Genomic DNA, 16890 nt, shown 5'->3' with positions numbered 1-16890 from the left:
GGACATGGAGATCGGAATCGCCACCTTCATCACCGATGAAGGCATCAGGCCGGACGTCCTCGCCGCCGCGGTGGAGGAGCGGGGGTTCAGCTCGCTGCAGATCGCGGAGCATTCGCACATCCCGGTGAGCCGGGAAACGCCATACCCGGGTGGCGGCGAGCTGCCGAGGATCTACTACCGGACCTTGGACCCGTTCGTCGCGCTGACGGCGGCGGCCGGGGCCACGTCGAACCTGAAACTGGGCACGGGCGTCGCGCTGCTGCAGCAGCGCGACGTCATCCACACCGCGAAAGAGGTCGCTTCGCTGGACCTGGTTTCGCGCGGCCGGTTCCTCTTCGGCGTCGGCGTCGGGTGGAACCGGGAGGAAATGCGCAACCACGGCACCGATCCGCAGACGCGGGGCGCGCTCGTCGACGAGCAGCTGGCCGCGCTGAAGGAGATCTGGACCAAGGACGAGGCGGAGTTCCACGGCAAGCTCGTCGACTTCGACCCCATCTTCGCGTGGCCCAAGCCGGTGCAGAAGCCGCATCCGCCGATCTACATCGGCGGCGCGGGGGAGAAGGCGATGCGGCGGATCGCGAAGTTCGGTGACGGCTGGCTGCCGCACGCCCACACCCCGCCGGAGGAGCTGCGCAAGGCCCGCCAGTGGCTGGCGGACCAGGGCCGGAGCGACGTCAAGTTCTCCGCTTTCGGCGCTTCGCCGAAGGAGGACGCGCTGGGCACGCTGGCGAGCGGTGGCGTCGACGAGGCGACGCTCTTCCTGCCGACCGAGCCCGAAGCGGAGACACTGGAACGACTCGACCAGTACACGAAGGTCGCCGAGAGCTTTCGAAAGGGGCAGCAAGCGTGACTGAGGTTCAAATCGGCTTGGCCGCGGCACTCGAGCAGTTCTCGCCGCGCGAGTCGATCCGGCTGGCGGCGCTGGCCGAACAGCACGGCTTCTCCGGCCAAATGGCCGCCGACCACTTCCAGCCCTGGGTTCCGCAGCAGGGCGAGGCCTCGTTCGTGTGGAGTGTGCTCGCCTCGCTGGCGGAGAACACCACCGGCGACCTCGGCCCCGGGGTGACCTGTCCGTCGTTCCGGCTGCACCCGTCGATGGTCGCCCAGGCCGCGGCGACGCTGGAGGCCACCTACCCCGGCCGGACCTGGCTCGGCATCGGCTCCGGTGAAGCGCTCAACGAGCACATCATCGGCGGCTACTGGCCGGAAGCGCCCGAGCGGGTGCGGCGGATGTTCGAGGCGCTCGAGGTCATCCGGAAACTGTTCACCGGCAAGGACGTCAAGCACAGTGGCGAGTTCTTCAAGCTGCACACCACCCGGCTGTGGACCCTGCCTGACGAGCCGCCGCCGATCTACATCGCGTCGGCGGGCCCGTACACCTCGCGCAAGACCGGCGAACTCGCCGACGGATTGATCACGCCGGGCGCGTCGATCGAGAAACTCGCCGGAATCCTCGACAACTTCGGCACCGGCGCGCGCAAGGCGGGCAAGGACCCGGACTCGATGCCGAAACTGCTGCAGGTGCACCTGTCGTGGGCCGAGGACGACGAAACGGCGTGGGCCAACGCGATGGACCAGTGGCCCAACGGCGGCATGAAGTTCCCCAAGGCCGACATCCGCTCGCCGTTCGACTTCGCGCAGATGGCGAAACTGGTGCGGCGCGAGGACTTCGAAGGCCGGATGGTCGTCTCGTCCGATCCGGACGTGCACCGCGCGGCGCTGCAGAAGTACGTCGACGCCGGCTTCAACCGGATCTACCTCCACAACGTGGGCCGGAACCAGGACGAGTTCATCGAGACGTTCGGGCGGGACGTGCTTCCGAAGCTGACCGCCTGAAGCGTGTCGATTCGCGAGCTTCGGAAGCGGTCGTGCTGATAAGGGTTGTTGAGGGGTAAGGCAAACGTGGCGTGACAGAGTCCTGTGGCGCGAGGGCTCACCGGGGGATTCGGCGCCACCGGTCACACCTTCCCCAGTACATGATGGCCTCCTTCCTTGCGCTAGGCGCAAGGAAGGGGGCCATCATGTACTTCGAGGGTTCGCGCCGGGGCACGGCGCGCCATGAGACTCACGACTACTGCGGGGCCTCGGGTCGCCCCGGCCTAGAGGGGTACGTGAGATGAAGGACGCTTTCATAGCAAAATTTGCCAGGAAAGCGTCCTTCATCTCACGGGGAGTGCGGGCCCGCTCAGTCGTTCTTGTCCAGCAGCAGGTGCACCGAAAGTTCCAGCCGGTTCGCCACGTCCGCCGCCGAAGCGCGCCGGGTCACCCAGGCGACCAGGTTCGCCATCCAGACGTCGGCGATGACGTGGAAGATGTCGCGGTCGGCCTCGGTCGGGTCCTCGATGCCCATGGCCTTGGCGAACATGTTCTCCATCAGCCGCCCGACCTGCTCCACCTCGGCGGCCGCGGTGGTGTCGGCGAACATGAACGCGCGGACCATGGCCTCGGTCAGGTGCGGGTCGCGCTGCATCAGCCGGGTGTTGCGGCCGAGGACGAACATCAGCCGCTCGCTCGGGGTGTCACCGGGGATGGCGGCGCGCTCGAGTTTTTCCTGCGCGCGTTCGAATTCCCTGGCCAGCCCGGAGACGAGCAGGTGGATCTTCGAGGGGAAGTAGCGGTACAGCGTGCCGAGCGCGACGTCCGCCTTCTCGGCGACGGCCCGCATCTGGACCGCGTCGTACCCGCCTTTCGCGGCGAGGCTCAGGGTCGCGTCGATGATGCGGCGACGCCGGTCGCGTTGTGCCGCGGAGCCGAGCTCTTCGCCGCCCAGCGCGGAGAGACCGTTGCCGCTTCGCGCCTTCGCGCTCGTGGGTGCCTTGGCCTTCCCTGGCATCGCCACGTCCCCCTTCGTCGAACCGCTCTACCCAACCGAGCTTCGGAACTTGTTCCACTTCTCCGCGTAGCGTACCTAAGCGGACCAACGGTTCAAGTCGCGACCCACTGGGCAAGAAACTGTAACACGTTCTACACTCGCGGGTAGGTCACCGCGAGGAGGTCCCACCCGTGTCGATCGCGCTCACCGAGGAACAGGCGGCGCTGGCCGCGTCGATCAGGGCATGGGCGGCTTCCGCCCGGCCGGTCGACGCCGTCCGAAGCGGACGGATCGCCGAGCCGCCGCCGGGACTGGCGGAACTCGGCCTGTTCGGCGTCGCGATCCCCGAGGACGCCGGCGGCGCGGGTGGCACGCTCGCCGACCTGGCCGCCGGGCTCGCCGAAGCGGCCGAAGCACTCGTGCCCGGCCCTGTGCTCGGAACGGCGTTGGGCGCCGCGGTGCTCGCGACGGTTCCCGAGGCCGCCAAGGAGATCTTGCCCGGACTCGCGGAGGGCACCGCGCAGCTGGCGGTGGTGCTCGGTCCGGGTTTTCTCGTGTCCGACTCGGTCGTCGGCGGTGAGTCGGGACCGGCGCTCGACGTACACCCGTCGGCATGGCTGCTGATCGTCGCGGGCGATCTCTCCGTGCTCATTCCACCTGGGACGTCCGGTGTGGACATCGAGCAGTGCGACCCGTTCGACGTCTCCCGTCCGGTCGGCCGGGTCCGGTGCGCGGAGGTGCGCCCCGAAGCGATCTTCGAGTCACTGCCCGTCGACGACTACGCCGCCACCCTCGGTGCCGCCGAAGCCGCCGGGGTCGCCCGGTGGTGTCTCCGGACCGCCGTCGAGTACGCGAAGGTGCGAGAGCAGTTCGGTCGCCCCATCGGGTCGTTCCAGGCGATCAAGCATCTTTGCGCGGAAATGCTCTGCCGGGCCGAAGCCGCCGACGCGCTCGCGTGGGACGCGGCGAGGGCCGCCGAAAACCCGGCGCAGCATCCGCTCGCGGCCGCGACGGCGGCGGCCTACGCCCTCGACGCGGCGGTGGCCAACGCGAAGGATTGCATCCAGGTCCTCGGCGGCATCGGATTCACCTGGGAGCATGACGCGCACTTCTACCTCCGTCGCGCAGTGGCCCTGCGTCAATGGCTCGGCGGTTCCGCCCGATGGCGCCGCCGCGCCGCCGAACTCGCGCTGGGCGGAGACCGCAGGACGCTGGGCGTGGACGTCGGGGACGATGCCGGACTCCGTGACCTGGTCGGCGAAATCGCCGCCCTGCCGGAACCCGAGCGCCGCGTCGCGCTGGCCGACAGCGGGCTCTTGGCCCCGCACTGGCCTTCGCCGTACGGCCGAGGCGCCACGGCCGCCGAGCAACTGCGGATCGACGCCGCCCTCGCCGACGCGGGCGTCCGCCGTCCGGATCTGGTCATCGGCGCGTGGGCCGTGCCGACGCTGCTCGAACACGGTTCGCCGGAACAACGGGAACGCTTCGCGGCGCCCACCTTGCGTGGCGAGATCACCTGGTGCCAGCTGTTCAGTGAACCCGAGGCCGGTTCTGATCTCGCGTCGCTCCGTACGACGGCCAGCCGTGTCGACGGCGGCTGGCGGCTGACCGGCCAGAAGGTCTGGACGTCGCTCGCGCGCGAGGCGGACTGGGCGATCTGCCTGGCGCGCACCGACCCTGCCGCGCCGAAACACCAGGGCATCACGTACTTCCTCGTCGACATGACCGCCGACGGGATCAGCACCCGCCCGCTGCGCGAGATCACCGGCGACGCCGTCTTCAACGAGGTGTTCCTCGACGACGTCTTCGTCCCGGACGAGCAGGTGGTCGGCGAGGTCGGCGGCGGCTGGCGGCTCGCGCGCACGACGCTGGCGAACGAACGGATCGCCCTCGGCAGCGGGTCCGCGGTGGGGGAGGGGGTCGAGAAACTGCTCGCCACCTTCGACGGCGACGCCGACCTCGACCGCCTCGGCGGCCTGATCGCCGAAGGCAGCGCGTGTTCGGTCCTCGACCTCCGGGCGACGCTACGGCGGCTCGACGGCCAGGGCCCGGGTGCCGAATCGAGTGTGCGCAAACTGCTGGGCGTCCGGCATCGGCAGGCGGTGGCGGAATTCGCGCTGGAGGACCTGGGCGAGGACGCGCTCGTGGCGGGGGACCCCGCGCAGCACGAGTTCCTCCTGACCCGGTGCCTCAGCATCGCGGGCGGCACCACGCAGGTGCTGCTGTCGCTGACGGCCGAGCGGCTGCTGGGGCTACCGCGGTCCTGAAAGTCCCGGTCACCGTGCTGGGGCGTGCCATGAAAGGTCCTTTCCTCGCAGAATTTGCCAGGAAAGGACCTTTCCTGGCACCGGGGCCCGCCGCCTGTCGGTCCCGTGCTCTAACGTGCGGGTCGTGGAGTTCGGCACAGGAACCCAGGCCACCTTCGTCCCCTCGGATCCCCCTCGGGACGGCGTGCTGGCGCTCTGGGGAGACGGCGTAGCGGGTGACACCGCGATCGAACTCGTGCTGCCGGTGGGGAAGGTGTTCCGGCGCACGAGGGTCGACGCGGCACTCGTCCCGTTGTCGCGGGCGATTCCCCGGCTGCTGACCGCGGACGGTGAACTGAGCCCGGCCATCGCCGCGTGGGCGGCGGTCGCCGAAGCCGGGGTGAACCTCATCGCCCGGGGAAGGCTTTTGCCCGCGGCCTCACCCGGCGGGGTGGATTCGTGGCGGGTCGGCCCGCTCGACGTCGCCGACGAGGAGATGCTGCGCGGGCTCGCCGCCGCGCTGCCGCCCGAGGCGCACGCGTTGCCGCTGTCCGGGCTGAAACGGATCCGGCTGCACTCGCCGGAGTCGTTGATCCGCGCGTTCTGGGACGCGACGGCGGACGTGCTGGTGCGCACGCCGGCGGCCAGCGCCGCGGCGGGCGGGCCGGCGTTCGCGGCGCCCGAGCCGACGCTGGTGGGGCCGGACGGTGCCGCCTGGCTCGCGGAACTGAGCGCCCGGCAGGCGCGGGGCGCGCATCTCGTCCTGCGCATGGAGGTGCAGGAAGCCGAGAGCCCCGAGGAGGAACCCGCGTTCGCCGCCGTCCTAGCCGTGCGGAGCGCCGCCGATCCGAGCCTGATCGTCGAGGCGGCGACGCTGTGGGACGCGTCCGAGGCGGTACTGGAGCGGATGGGTGAGCAGGTCGAGACGCAGTTGCTGCTCGGTCTGCGTCGCGGCGCCAGGGCGTGGGCGCCGCTGGGCCGCATGCTGCGGTCGGCCGCGCCGACCGAACTGGCGCTGGACTACGACGAGGTCGTCGACCTGCTGACCCACGGTGACGTGGCGCTGGGCGGCGCCGGCATCGAGGTGCAGTGGCCGAAGGACCTGTTCGCGGGCGAACTCAAGGCCAAGGCGAGCGCGACGCAGGCACCCGGCAGCGTCACCGGGCCCGAGTTCACGCTCAAGAGCCTGTTGCGGTTCCGCTGGCGGCTGAGCCTGGGGGACGAGGAACTCACCGACGCCGAGGTCACCGCGCTCGCCGAGGCGAAACGGCCGCTGGTGCGGTTGCGGGGCAAGTGGGTCAAGGTCGACGCGCGCTTGCTCGCGAAGGTGCGGGCCCATCGCGCGAAGAAGCTGTCCGGAGCCGAGGCGCTGGCCGCGGCACTCACCGGCGAACTGGAACTGGACGGCGAGAAGGTCGAGTTCACCGCGCCGTCGGCGCTGACGGGGCTGCTCCAGCGGATCCGTGACTCGGCCGCGGAACCGATCGAGCAGCCCGCGGACCTGCGAGCCACCCTGCGGCCGTACCAGAAGGCCGGCTTGTCGTGGCTGGCGACGATGACCGGGCTCGGCCTCGGCGCCTGTCTGGCCGACGACATGGGGCTGGGCAAGACGATCCAGCTCATCTCCCTGCATCTGCACCGCCGTCCGCTCGGGCAGGGCCCCACCCTCGTCCTGTGCCCGACGTCGTTGCTGGGCAACTGGGAACGCGAATTCGCCCGGTTCGCCCCGGACGTCCCGGTCCGCCGGTTCCACGGCGGTGGACGGCATCTCGACGAGGTCGCGCCGGACGAGGTCGTGCTCGCCACGTACGGTGTCCTCCGCCGGGATCGCGAGACCCTGTCCGAAGTGGACTGGGGGATGATCGCCGCCGACGAGGCTCAGCACGTCAAGAATCCCCTTTCGGTCACGGCCAAGGAACTGCGGAAGATCCCGGCGGCGGCGAAGGTCGCGCTGACCGGGACGCCGATGGAGAACCGGCTGACCGAACTGTGGTCCATTGTGGACTGGACGACGCCGGGACTGCTCGGCTCGCTCGACGGGTTCCGCCGCAAGGTGGCCCGGCCGATCGAGCGGGACCGCGACACCGCGGCGACCGAACGGCTCGCCGCGACCGTGCGGCCGTTCCTGTTGCGCCGCAAGAAGACCGACCCGGACATCGCCCCCGAACTGCCCCGCAAGACCGAAACCGACCGGTTCGTCCCGCTCACCGCCGAGCAGACGACGCTGTACGAGGCGGTGGTCCGGGAGAACCTCGCGATGATCCGCGAGCTGGACGGGGTGGCCCGGCGCGGTCAGGTGCTCAAACTGCTCACCGAACTCAAGCAGATCTGCAACCACCCGGCGCAGTACCTCAAGGAACCCGGGGTGCTGCACGGCCGCTCCGGGAAACTCGCCGCCTTCGAGGAGCTGCTCGACGTCATCCTCGACGAGGGCGACAGCGTGCTCGTGTTCAGCCAGTACGTCCAGCTGTGCCGCTTGCTGGAGAAACGCCTCGCCGAACGCGGGCTGCCGACGATGCTGCTGTCCGGGTCGAGTACGCCCAAGGCCCGCGAAGAGATGGTCGCCCGGTTCCAGGCGGGCGAGGTGCCGGTGTTCCTGCTGTCGCTCAAGGCGGGCGGGGTCGGGCTCAACCTGACCAAGGCCACCCACGTGATCCACTACGACCGCTGGTGGAACCCGGCCGTCGAGGACCAGGCGACCGACCGCGCGTACCGGATCGGGCAGGACCGGCCGGTCCAGGTGCACCGGCTGATCGCCGAAGGCACCCTTGAAGAGCGCATCGCCGCGGTCCTGGAAACCAAACGCGGGCTGGCCGACGCGGTCATCGGGGCGGGCGAAAACTGGATCACCGAGCTGTCCGACGACGAACTCGCCGACCTCGTCCGGCTCGGGGAGACCTGATGCCCAGCGCGACCGGCCGGAAACGGCGCACCTTCGGCAACACGTGGTGGGGCAAGGCGTGGGTCGAGGCGCTGGAGGAGCGCGCCAAACTCGACCCGAACCGGCTGCCGCGCGGGCGCACGTACGCGCGCAAAGGCACGGTCAGCAAACTGGCCGTCGGCACGGGCGAGGTGACGGCCTGGGTGCGGGGCAGCCGCGCCGTGCCGTACCGGGTGACCATCCACATGCGGGCGTTCACTGAGGAACAATGGGAGAGCCTGCTCGGCATGGTCGGTGCGCGGCTCGGGCACGTCGCCGCCCTCCTCGACGGCGAATTACCCGGCGAGCTGGCCGAAGACGCGCGGGCCACCGGCGCCGACCTCCTGCCAGGACCGGGTGACCTGCGCCCGAAGTGCTCCTGTCCCGACAGCGCGAACCCGTGCAAACACGTCGCGGCGGTGTACTACCTGGTCGCGGACGAGGTCGACGCCGATCCGTTCGTGTTGTTCCTGCTGCGCGGCCGCCCGCGTGAGGCCGTGCTCGCGGAACTGCGCGCCCGCCGAGCCCCCGCGAGCGCGCCGGGCAAGCGGGTGCGCGCCCCCGCCGCACCCGGTGTCGACCCGAAACGCGCCTACACCCGGCGGATCGCCGCACTGCCGCCGCGGCTCGCCGTCCCCGGCACGGTCGGGCCGCCCGCGGTCCTCGACGTCGACCCGCCGCATCGCACGGGCTGGAGCAGTGACACGTTCGCGGAACTCGCGGCCGACGCCGCCGAGAGGGCCTGGGAACTGCTGGTCATGGGCCCCGAAAGCGGAGCGGAACTGTCGTTCGAGGAGGACCTCGCCCGCCGTGCCGCCAGGCGCCCGGACACGATCGCCGAACTCGCCGAGACCGCCGGGGTCCCGGTGCGGGACCTGGCCGCCTGGACACAGGCCTGGCGTGAGGCGGGCCGGGGCGGGATGGCGGTGATCCGGGAGGTCTGGCGGCCGGGGCAGGCGCCGCTCTCGCGGGCGAGGGCGGACCTAGCCGAATCGGGGCTGCCGGGGGAGCCGAAGACCTGGCGGAACCGGATCACTCAAGGTGATCTGCAACTGCGCTACGGCCGCGACGAGCGCTGGTACCGCTTCGTTCGCGACGGCGAGGGCTGGCGGGTCGACGGTCCCGCGTCCACGCGGCCGATGGACCTCATCTACCCGCCCTGACATCGAGCCTCGTGAGTGGGTTCCAACCGGCACTGCCGCTCGTGAGCCATCCGGTCAGGGGGCGCGGTAGTGAAGGCCTCCTTCCCTACCTTCAGCGTAGGAAAGGAGGCCTTCACGGACCGGCCACCGTGGGCGACCGCGGCCCGAATCGCCACTCACGACCCACCGCGCCGCCGCCAGGTGCGGTAACTCCATTCCAGGAACCGCTCCACCCCGCGGACCACGTGCGCGCTGCGGATCGAGGGGAAGACGTCGAACGCGTGCTGCGCCCCGGAGATCTCGGCGTAGGCGACTTCGCGGTGGGACTTCTCGCGCAGCCGCCGCACGAATTCGCGCGCCTCGCCCACCGGCACGAGTGAGTCATGGACGCCGTGGATGACGAAGAACGGCGGCGCGTCTTCGGTGATCCGGTCCAGCGGTGAGGCGGCGATGTAGTCGTCGAGGAAGTTCACCGGATCCCTGTCCGCCTCGAAGACGTGCCGGGCGATCAGCGTCTTCAGCCGCGTCTGGCTGGAACGCCGCCCGCTGGTCCCGGCGAAGTCGTACACGCCGTAGTGCGGGGCGCACGCTTGGATGCTCGTGTCGGCGTCGGTGAAACCGGGCTGCAGTGCCGGGTCGTTCGCGGTCAGCGCCAGCAGCGCCGCGAGATGCCCGCCCGCCGAGCCGCCGGTCACGGCGACGAAGGAGGGGTCGCCGCCGTAGGACTCGGCGTTGTCCCGGATCCAGGCCAGTGCGCGTTTGGCCGCGACGATGTGCGCCGGCCAGCGGGCGGCGGGCGACAGCGGGTAGTTGATCGCGACGCAGACCCAGCCGCGTTTGGCCATGTGCAGCATCAGCGGGAGGCCCTGCTGGTCCTTGTTGCCGATCACCCACGCGCCGCCGTGCACCTGCAGCAGGATCGGCGCGCCGGTGACCGGTTCGCGCGGGGCGTAGACGTCGAGCAGGAACCGCTTCCCGCCCGGGGCGTAGGCGATGTTCCGTTGACGGCGCACCTCGGGGTCGCGCATGCGGAACGGCATGGCCAGCTGACCCCACGGCGTCGCGAGGTCCTTCGGGTCCGGCGGATGCTCCAGCTCGTCGACGTACGCGGTGCCGATGCCTTCGGTGAGCGCGGTCTCGATCTCGTCGCGGGCCCGCTGGGACTGGGCGATCAGCGCGCCGAGCCCGGCCGCCGACGCCGCCGCGAGCGCGAGACCCGTCTTGCTGGAGCCGCCCCGGCGGCGCGCGACGTGGGCCGCCGCGTCGGCCGCGGTGAGCGCGAGCAAATGCGGGGCGAGTTCCCCGGTGAGCCAGCCCGCGAAGAAGGCCGGGATCGCTGTCCTGGCGGCGCGTGGCGGCTTGAGCGCGTTCGCGGTGAGCGCGAGCTGAAGTGCCTGGCGGAGGACGAAACTAGACTGCATGGGCACCGATGCTACCGCCGGGTGACGCGGTAGAACCGGTTGCAGAGTTCGCCTAGGGTGATTCTTATGCAGAGATTGAGTGGTCTGGACGCGAGTTTCCTCTACCTGGAGACACCGACCCAGGTCCTGCATGTCTGCGGACTGCTCGTCCTGGACGGTTCCACCATGCCCGGTGGCTACGATTTCGAGCGCTTCAAGGAGAAGCTGGCCGAACGGGTGGCGCTGATTCCGGCATTCCGGCGCAAGCTGCACAATCCACTCTGGAATCTGACCCATCCTGTCTGGGTCGAGGACGAGGATTTCGACCTCGAAGCCCACGTTCACCGGATCGGCGTACCCGCGCCGGGGGACCGGCGGGAACTGGCCGCGCTGTGTGCCCACATCGCGGGACAACGGCTGGATCGCGCGCGGCCGCTGTGGCAGCTGCACGTCATCGAAGGCCTGGCAGGCGGCGAGATCGCCGTCCTGCTCAAGATGCATCACGCCAGCGTGGACGGCGTCGGCGGCGCGAGCCTGATCACCGCTCTCGCCGGTCTCGAACCGGACGCCCCGCCGCCGGAGGTGGCGCGGGACGAACGCCGCAACGCGGGTGTGCCGGGCAGGCGGGCGTTGCTCGGCGCGGGACTGACGTCGGTCGTGAAGGGTCCCGTGGAGCTGGCGAAACTGCTGCCGGACCTGCTCGGGCTCGCCCCGAAATGGATCGGGAAGGCGTTGCAGGGCAAGGGAATGCCGGTGCCGTTCACCGCACCGCGCACCTCGCTGAACGGGACGATCACCGCCCATCGCAGTGTCGCGTACGCCTCACTCGGCCTCGACGAGGTCAAGCAGGTGAAGAACGCGTTCGGGGTGACCGTGAACGACGTCGCCCTCGCCGTCGTTTCCGGTGCCCTGCGGCAGTTCCTGCGGGAACGGGGGGAACTGCCGGACGACCCCCTGGTGGCGACGGTGCCGGTGTCGGTGCACGGACGGACGGAACGCGACCACGGCAGCAACAAGGTGTCGGCGTTCTTCGCGTCGCTGCCGACCCATCTGGAGGATCCCGCCGCGCGGGTGTTCACGCTCGCGGAGTCCAACCGGCTGTCGAAGGATCACCACTACGACATCGACGCCGACATGCTCGGAGACTGGGCACAGTTCTCGGCGGCGTCCATGTTCGGGCTCGCCGTGCGCGCGTATTCGGCGCTGCGCCTCGCCGAACGGCATCCGGTGGTGCACAACCTGGTGGTGTCCAATGTGCCCGGTCCGCCGATGCCGCTGTACCTGCTCGGTTGCCGGATCACCGGGCTCTACCCGCTCGGTCCGGTGTTCCACGGCGCCGGGCTCAACGTGACCGTGCTGTCCAACGCGGGCCGGGTCGACGTCGGCCTGCTCGGCGCCCGTGAGCTCACCGGCGACCTGTGGCCGCTCGCCGACCACTTCCCCGACGCCCTCGGAGAACTGGTCGAAGCCGCGCGTGCGCAAACGTGACCGCCACTGCCGAAGCCCGCGCCGAAAGTCGCCCGCCGTCGAACAGAGCATGCGCTGCCGCCGTTTCTCGTGGGGGTTGCCGTCCGGCCGCCTTCCGGATAAGACTAGAACAGGTTTCAGTATTGTGCCCGTCCGGTCCGGTGAGGAGCCAGTGTGGACTTCCAGTTCGACGAGACCCAGACGGAGGTCACCGCGCTGACCGCGCGCGTGCTCGGCAAGGAGCGCGCACCCGCCGAGACCTGGCGCGCGCTCGCCGACGCCGGTCTGCTCGCGCTGGCGCTGCCCCCCGAACTCGGCGGTGACGGTCTCGGCGTCGCCGAAGTCGCCTTGGTGCTGACCGAACTCGGCCGCGTCGCGTCTCCGGTGCCCGCGCTGGCGTCGCTGGCTTTCGGTGTCCTGCCGGTCGGTGCGCTGGGTGGACCGGATCAGCGCGCGGCCCTGCTGCCGCCGGTCGCCGCGGGCGACTCCGTGCTCACGGCCGCGCTGCACGAACCTTCCGCGCCGTTCACCACCCGGCCCGCGACCGTGGCCGAGCCGGCCGGGGACTGGCGGCTGAGCGGGGTCAAGATCGGCGTGCCGTTCGCGGCGGAGGCCACCCGGATCCTGACGCCCGCCTCGCTACCCGGTGGCACCGGCGTCTTCCTGGTCGACCCGAACGCGGACGGCGTGACGCTGACACCGACCAGAACTTCCTCGGGCACCCCGGATTACACGATGAGGCTGGATTCCGTGACCGTCACGGACGCCGATCTCCTCAACGGGCCCGGCCCCGGCGAGTCGATCGCGACGCTGCACCGCTTCGCCCTCGCGGGCACGGTGGCCTTCGGCGAGGGGCTGCTCGCCGGCGCGCTCGCGTTGACCACCGCGCACGTCGGCGAACGCGAGCAGTTCGGCCGCCCGCTGGCGGCGTTCCAGGCGGTGGCACAGCAGATCGCGGACGTCTACGTGGCTTCGAGAACCGTTCAGCTCGCCGCGCGATCGGCGGTCTGGCGGCTCGCCGCGGGCCTCGACGCCGACGCGGAACTCGACATCGCCGCGTACTGGCTGGCGGAAGAGGCGCCCGAAGCGCTGGCCGTCTGCCACCACCTGCACGGCGGGATCGGCGTGGACGAAACCTATCCACTGCACCGGTTCTCGTCGGCGGTCAAGGATCTCGGGCGGACACTCGGCGGTGCCTCGCATCGGCTGGCCGAGCTGAGCGAACCGGTGGCGGGGTGACACGATGCTGATCGAATTGACCGCGGCACAACAGCAGTTGCGCGCCGAGCTGCGGAAGTACTTCGCCGGTCTGGTGAGTGCCGACGAACGGCGTGCGATGCTGCGCGAGCGGCACGGCCCGGTGTACCGCGAGATCGTGCGGCGGATGGGGCGCGACGGCTGGCTCGGCGTCGGCTGGCCGGAACAGTACGGTGGCCGGGGATTCGGCGAGATCGAGCAGCACATCTTCGTCGACGAGGCCGCGCGTGCCGACGTCCAGCTGCCGTCGGTGACCTTGCAGACCGTCGGTCCCACGCTGCAGGCGTTCGGCACCGAGGAGCAGAAGTCGTTGTTCCTGCCCAAGATCCTGGCGGGTGAGGTGCATTTCGCGATCGGGTACACCGAACCGGACGCGGGAACGGACCTCGCGTCGCTGAGGACGACCGCTGTGCGCGAGGGCGGCGAGTACGTCGTCAACGGTCAGAAGGTCTTCACCACCGGCGGGCACGACGCCGACTACATCTGGCTCGCCGTGCGGACGGCGCCGGACGCGCCGAAGCACAAAGGGATCTCGATCCTCATCGCGAGCACGCGCGATCCGGGTTATTCGTGGACGCCGATCATCACCTGCGACGGCGCGCACCACGTGAACGCCACCTACTACTCCGACGTCCGGGTGCCGGCGAACATGCTGGTGGGCAAGGAGAACGAGGGCTGGCGGCTGATCACCACCCAGTTGAACCACGAACGCGTCATGCTCGGCCCGGCCGGGCGGATCGGCGGTCTCCACGACCGCGTCCGTGACTGGGCGGCGTCCAGGAAGGCGCCGGACGGCACCCCGTTGCTTCAGCTGCCCGACGTCCGCCGCGTGCTCGCGGAAACCCTGGCGACCGCGCGGGTCAACGAACTGCTGAACTGGCAGGTCGCGGCGTCGACGGCGAGCGGACCGGTGGCCGTCGCCGACGCCTCGGCCACCAAGATCGTCGGTTCCGAACGCGTCCAGCGGCTGGCGAGGAGACTGGAGGACATCGTGGCACGACACGGCGATCAGGCCGACGCCGAAACCGCGGAGCTGGTGCGGTGGCTGGACGTGGTGGCCAAACGCAATCTGGTGCTGACCTTCGGCGGCGGGGTCAACGAGATCCAGCGCGAGCTGATCGCGACCGCCGGGCTCGGGCTGCCGAGGGTGCCGCGATGAGCGTCCGGGAAGCGGCCGAACGGATCGCCGCGCGAGGGGAATCCGCGCCGAGGGCCGCCCGTGACGCGGTCAACCAGGCGATGGTGAACAACTGGGTCGAGGCCATCGGTGACCGCAATCCCGTCTACACCGACGGGGAGTTCGCGGCCGAAAGTGTCCACAAGGGACTGGTCGCGCCGCCGGCGATGGCTCAGGTGTGGACGATGGGCGGGCTCCACGGCACGAGGGCGTCGGACGATCCGCTCGGCGCGATGATGGAGGTGCTCGACGAAGCCGGGTTCACCTCGGTCGTCGCGACCAACTCCGAGCAGACCTATCACCGCTACCTGCGGCACGGCGAAGTCGTCTCGGCGACTTCGAGGCTGGAAAGCGTTGTAGGGCCGAAACGCACCGCCTTGGGCGAAGGCTGGTTCGTGACGACGAAGACCATCTGGTACGTCGGCGACGAAGCCGTCGCGGACATGATGTTCCGGGTACTGAAGTTCCGCCCGCCGGGCGCCGGGCCCGCCAAGACGGCCGCGCCGGTGCTGCGGCCGGTGATCAGCAAGGACACAGAGTTCTTCTGGGCCGGGCTGCGCGAGGGGGAGCTGCGGATCCAGCGGTGGGGCGAGACCCTGCGGCATCCGCCCGGTCCGATGCCGCCGGACGGGGACCTCGACGCCAAACCGGACTACGTCGTCGCGTGCGGCCGGGGGACGGTCTACAGCTACGTCGTGCACCACCATCCGCCGGTGCCCGGCAAGGATTTGCCGTTCGTGGTCGCCCTCGTGGAACTCGAGGAGGGGGTCCGGGTGATGGGCGAACTGCTCGACGTCAATCCCGATTCCGTCCAGATCGGACTGCCGGTGGAATCGGCCTTCGTGAAGGTCGACGAGGAATTGACCTTGCCCGCTTGGAGGGTCGCGCGATGAAGGACTGCCCGGTCGGCACCGAGCTGCCGCCGCTGACGATCGAGGCCACCCCGACCTTCGTGGTGAGCACCGCGCTGGCGACGCGGGACTTCCAGGACGTCCACCACGACCGGGACGCCGCCGTGCGGCGCGGCTCGAAGGACATCTTCCTCAACATCCTCACCGATACCGGTCTGGTGCAGCGGTTCGTGTCCGACTGGGCGGGGCCGGAGGCGGTCGTGCGTTCGATCAAGATCCGGCTCGGCGTCCCGTGCTACGCCTATGACACCTTGACCTTCACCGGCCGGGTCACCGACCGGGACGGCGACGACGTGGTGATCTCCGTGTCCGGGGTGGACAGTCTCGGTGAGCACGTGGCCGGGACCGTGGAGCTCACGCTGGGAGGCGAACGATGACCCTGTCCGGACGGGCCGCGATCACCGGCATCGGCGCGACGGAGTTCTCCAAGGATTCCGGCCGCAGCGAACTGCGCCTGGCGGCCGAAGCGGTTTCGGCCGCGCTCGAGGACGCGGGTCTCGCACCGTCCGATGTGGACGGCCTGGTCTCGTTCACCATGGACGGCAACAGTGAGATCGCCGTGGCTCGGGAACTCGGCATCCCCGGACTGAAGTTCTTCAGCCGGATCCACTACGGCGGCGGGGCGGCGGCCGCGACCGTGCAGCAGGCCGCGATGGCCGTGGCCACCGGCGTCGCGGACGTCGTCGTCGCGTACCGGGCCTTCAACGAACGATCGGGGATGCGGTTCGGCCAGGTGTCCTCGGCCGCGGCGGGGCAGGTGAACTCCTCCGGCGTCGACAACGCGTTCCATTACCCGATGGGGATCGCGACGCCCGCCGCGACCGTCGCCATGCTCGCCCGGCGCTACCTGCACGAGTACGGCGCGACCAGCGAGGACTTCGGCCGGATCGCCGTCGTCGACCGCGCCCGCGCGGCGACGAACCCGAAAGCCTGGTTCTACGGCAAGCCGATCACGCTCGAAGACCATCAGGCGTCCCGCTGGGTCGCGGAGCCGTTGCATCTGCTCGACTGCTGCCAGGAGAGCGACGGCGGTGTCGCACTGGTGGTCACCAGCGTCGAGCGGGCGCGCGACCTGCCGCATCGGGCCGCCGTGATCGCGGCGGCCGCCCAAGGGAGTGGTCCGGACCAGTACGTGATGACCAGCTACTACCGCGACGACCTCCCCGCGCTGCCCGAGATGGGCGTCGTCGGGCGGCAGCTGTGGGCCCAGTCCGGGCTGGGTCCCGGCGACATGGATCTCGCCGTGCTGTACGACCACTTCACCCCTTATGTCCTGATGCAGCTGGAGGAACTCGGCTTCTGCGGCAAGGGAGAGGCGAAGGACTTCATCGGCGGCGGCACCCTGGAACTCGACGGGAAGCTGCCGCTCAACCCGCACGGCGGGCAACTCGGCGAGGCCTACATCCACGGGATGAACGGAATCGCCGAAGGGGTCCGGCAGCTGCGGGGCAGCGCCGTCAATCAGGTCGAGGGCGCGGAACGCGTGCTCGTGACCGCCGGCACGGGCGTACCTACGAGCGGATTGGTCCTGACCGCGGGGTGAGATCACCTCAATGTC

13 protein-coding genes are annotated in these 16890 nt (G+C 70.3%); 11 read left to right on the top strand and 2 right to left on the bottom strand.

Annotation, left to right across the window (positions count from 1 at the left end):
- Positions 1–4: 4 nt before the first annotated feature.
- Complete coding sequence (locus tag AVL48_RS17310) at positions 5–850, top strand: LLM class F420-dependent oxidoreductase (RefSeq protein WP_061990240.1); 846 nt, start codon at positions 5–7, stop codon at positions 848–850.
- The gene (locus tag AVL48_RS17305) at positions 847–1836 is read left to right on the top strand and encodes a TIGR03557 family F420-dependent LLM class oxidoreductase (protein WP_061990238.1); all 990 of its coding nucleotides are present in this window, start codon (positions 847–849) and stop codon (positions 1834–1836) included. Before AVL48_RS17310 ends, AVL48_RS17305 begins: the two co-directional genes overlap by 4 nt.
- Before the next feature lie 349 nt (positions 1837–2185).
- Here the strand turns inward: AVL48_RS17305 and kstR are convergent, their stop codons facing one another.
- Positions 2186–2833, bottom strand: a complete 648-nt coding sequence (gene kstR, locus AVL48_RS17300; RefSeq protein WP_061987392.1) for a cholesterol catabolism transcriptional regulator KstR — start codon at positions 2831–2833, stop codon at positions 2186–2188.
- Positions 2834–3003: 170 nt separating this feature from the next.
- On the opposite strand from kstR, the gene AVL48_RS17295 reads away from it, so the two are divergent.
- The 3 genes from AVL48_RS17295 (at position 3004) to AVL48_RS17285 (ending at position 9141) form a co-directional block, all read left to right on the top strand.
- The gene (locus AVL48_RS17295; RefSeq protein WP_061987365.1) at positions 3004–5079 is read left to right on the top strand and encodes an acyl-CoA dehydrogenase family protein; all 2076 of its coding nucleotides are present in this window, start codon (positions 3004–3006) and stop codon (positions 5077–5079) included.
- A gap of 115 nt (positions 5080–5194) precedes the next feature.
- Positions 5195–7960 (top strand): DEAD/DEAH box helicase, encoded by a 2766-nt coding sequence (locus AVL48_RS17290; RefSeq protein ID WP_082857672.1) that lies wholly within the window; start codon positions 5195–5197, stop codon positions 7958–7960.
- Positions 7960–9141 carry an SWIM zinc finger family protein gene (locus AVL48_RS17285; protein ID WP_061987363.1) on the top strand — a complete coding sequence of 394 codons (1182 nt, stop codon included), beginning with the start codon at positions 7960–7962 and terminating at the stop codon, positions 9139–9141. Before AVL48_RS17290 ends, AVL48_RS17285 begins: the two co-directional genes overlap by 1 nt.
- Positions 9142–9296: 155 nt before the next feature.
- Here AVL48_RS17285 and AVL48_RS17280 read toward each other — a convergent pair whose 3' ends face one another.
- Positions 9297–10541 (bottom strand): alpha/beta hydrolase, encoded by a 1245-nt coding sequence (locus tag AVL48_RS17280; RefSeq protein ID WP_061987361.1) that lies wholly within the window; start codon positions 10539–10541, stop codon positions 9297–9299.
- 66 nt (positions 10542–10607) lie between these two features.
- On the opposite strand from AVL48_RS17280, the gene AVL48_RS17275 reads away from it, so the two are divergent.
- From AVL48_RS17275 to AVL48_RS17250, 6 genes are all read left to right on the top strand, one after another.
- On the top strand, positions 10608–12008 hold the full coding sequence (locus AVL48_RS17275; RefSeq protein ID WP_061987359.1) for a WS/DGAT/MGAT family O-acyltransferase: 1401 nt from the start codon (positions 10608–10610) through the stop codon (positions 12006–12008).
- Between the two features lie 153 nt (positions 12009–12161).
- Complete coding sequence (locus AVL48_RS17270) at positions 12162–13226, top strand: acyl-CoA dehydrogenase family protein (protein WP_061987357.1); 1065 nt, start codon at positions 12162–12164, stop codon at positions 13224–13226.
- Positions 13227–13230: 4 nt separating this feature from the next.
- Positions 13231–14403: an acyl-CoA dehydrogenase family protein gene (locus AVL48_RS17265; RefSeq protein WP_061987356.1), complete on the top strand. Its 1173-nt coding sequence runs from the start codon at positions 13231–13233 to the stop codon at positions 14401–14403.
- A complete protein-coding gene (locus AVL48_RS17260; protein ID WP_061987354.1) occupies positions 14400–15314 on the top strand; it encodes a bifunctional MaoC family dehydratase N-terminal/OB-fold nucleic acid binding domain-containing protein in 915 nt (304 codons plus the stop codon). The genes AVL48_RS17265 and AVL48_RS17260 overlap by 4 nt, the downstream gene beginning before the upstream one ends.
- Entirely contained in the window at positions 15311–15709 is a 399-nt protein-coding gene (locus AVL48_RS17255; protein ID WP_061987352.1) for a MaoC family dehydratase, read from the top strand. The genes AVL48_RS17260 and AVL48_RS17255 overlap by 4 nt, the downstream gene beginning before the upstream one ends.
- Positions 15706–16875 carry a lipid-transfer protein gene (locus tag AVL48_RS17250; protein ID WP_061987350.1) on the top strand — a complete coding sequence of 390 codons (1170 nt, stop codon included), beginning with the start codon at positions 15706–15708 and terminating at the stop codon, positions 16873–16875. Before AVL48_RS17255 ends, AVL48_RS17250 begins: the two co-directional genes overlap by 4 nt.
- The last annotated feature ends 15 nt before the right edge of the window (positions 16876–16890 follow it).

Origin of the sequence: Amycolatopsis regifaucium (assembly GCF_001613935.1) — a bacterium.
GTDB classification, from domain to species: domain Bacteria; phylum Actinomycetota; class Actinomycetes; order Mycobacteriales; family Pseudonocardiaceae; genus Amycolatopsis; species Amycolatopsis regifaucium.
The sequence above is the reverse complement of the archived record's forward strand: the minus strand, read 5'-3'. Positions and strand labels throughout refer to the sequence as shown.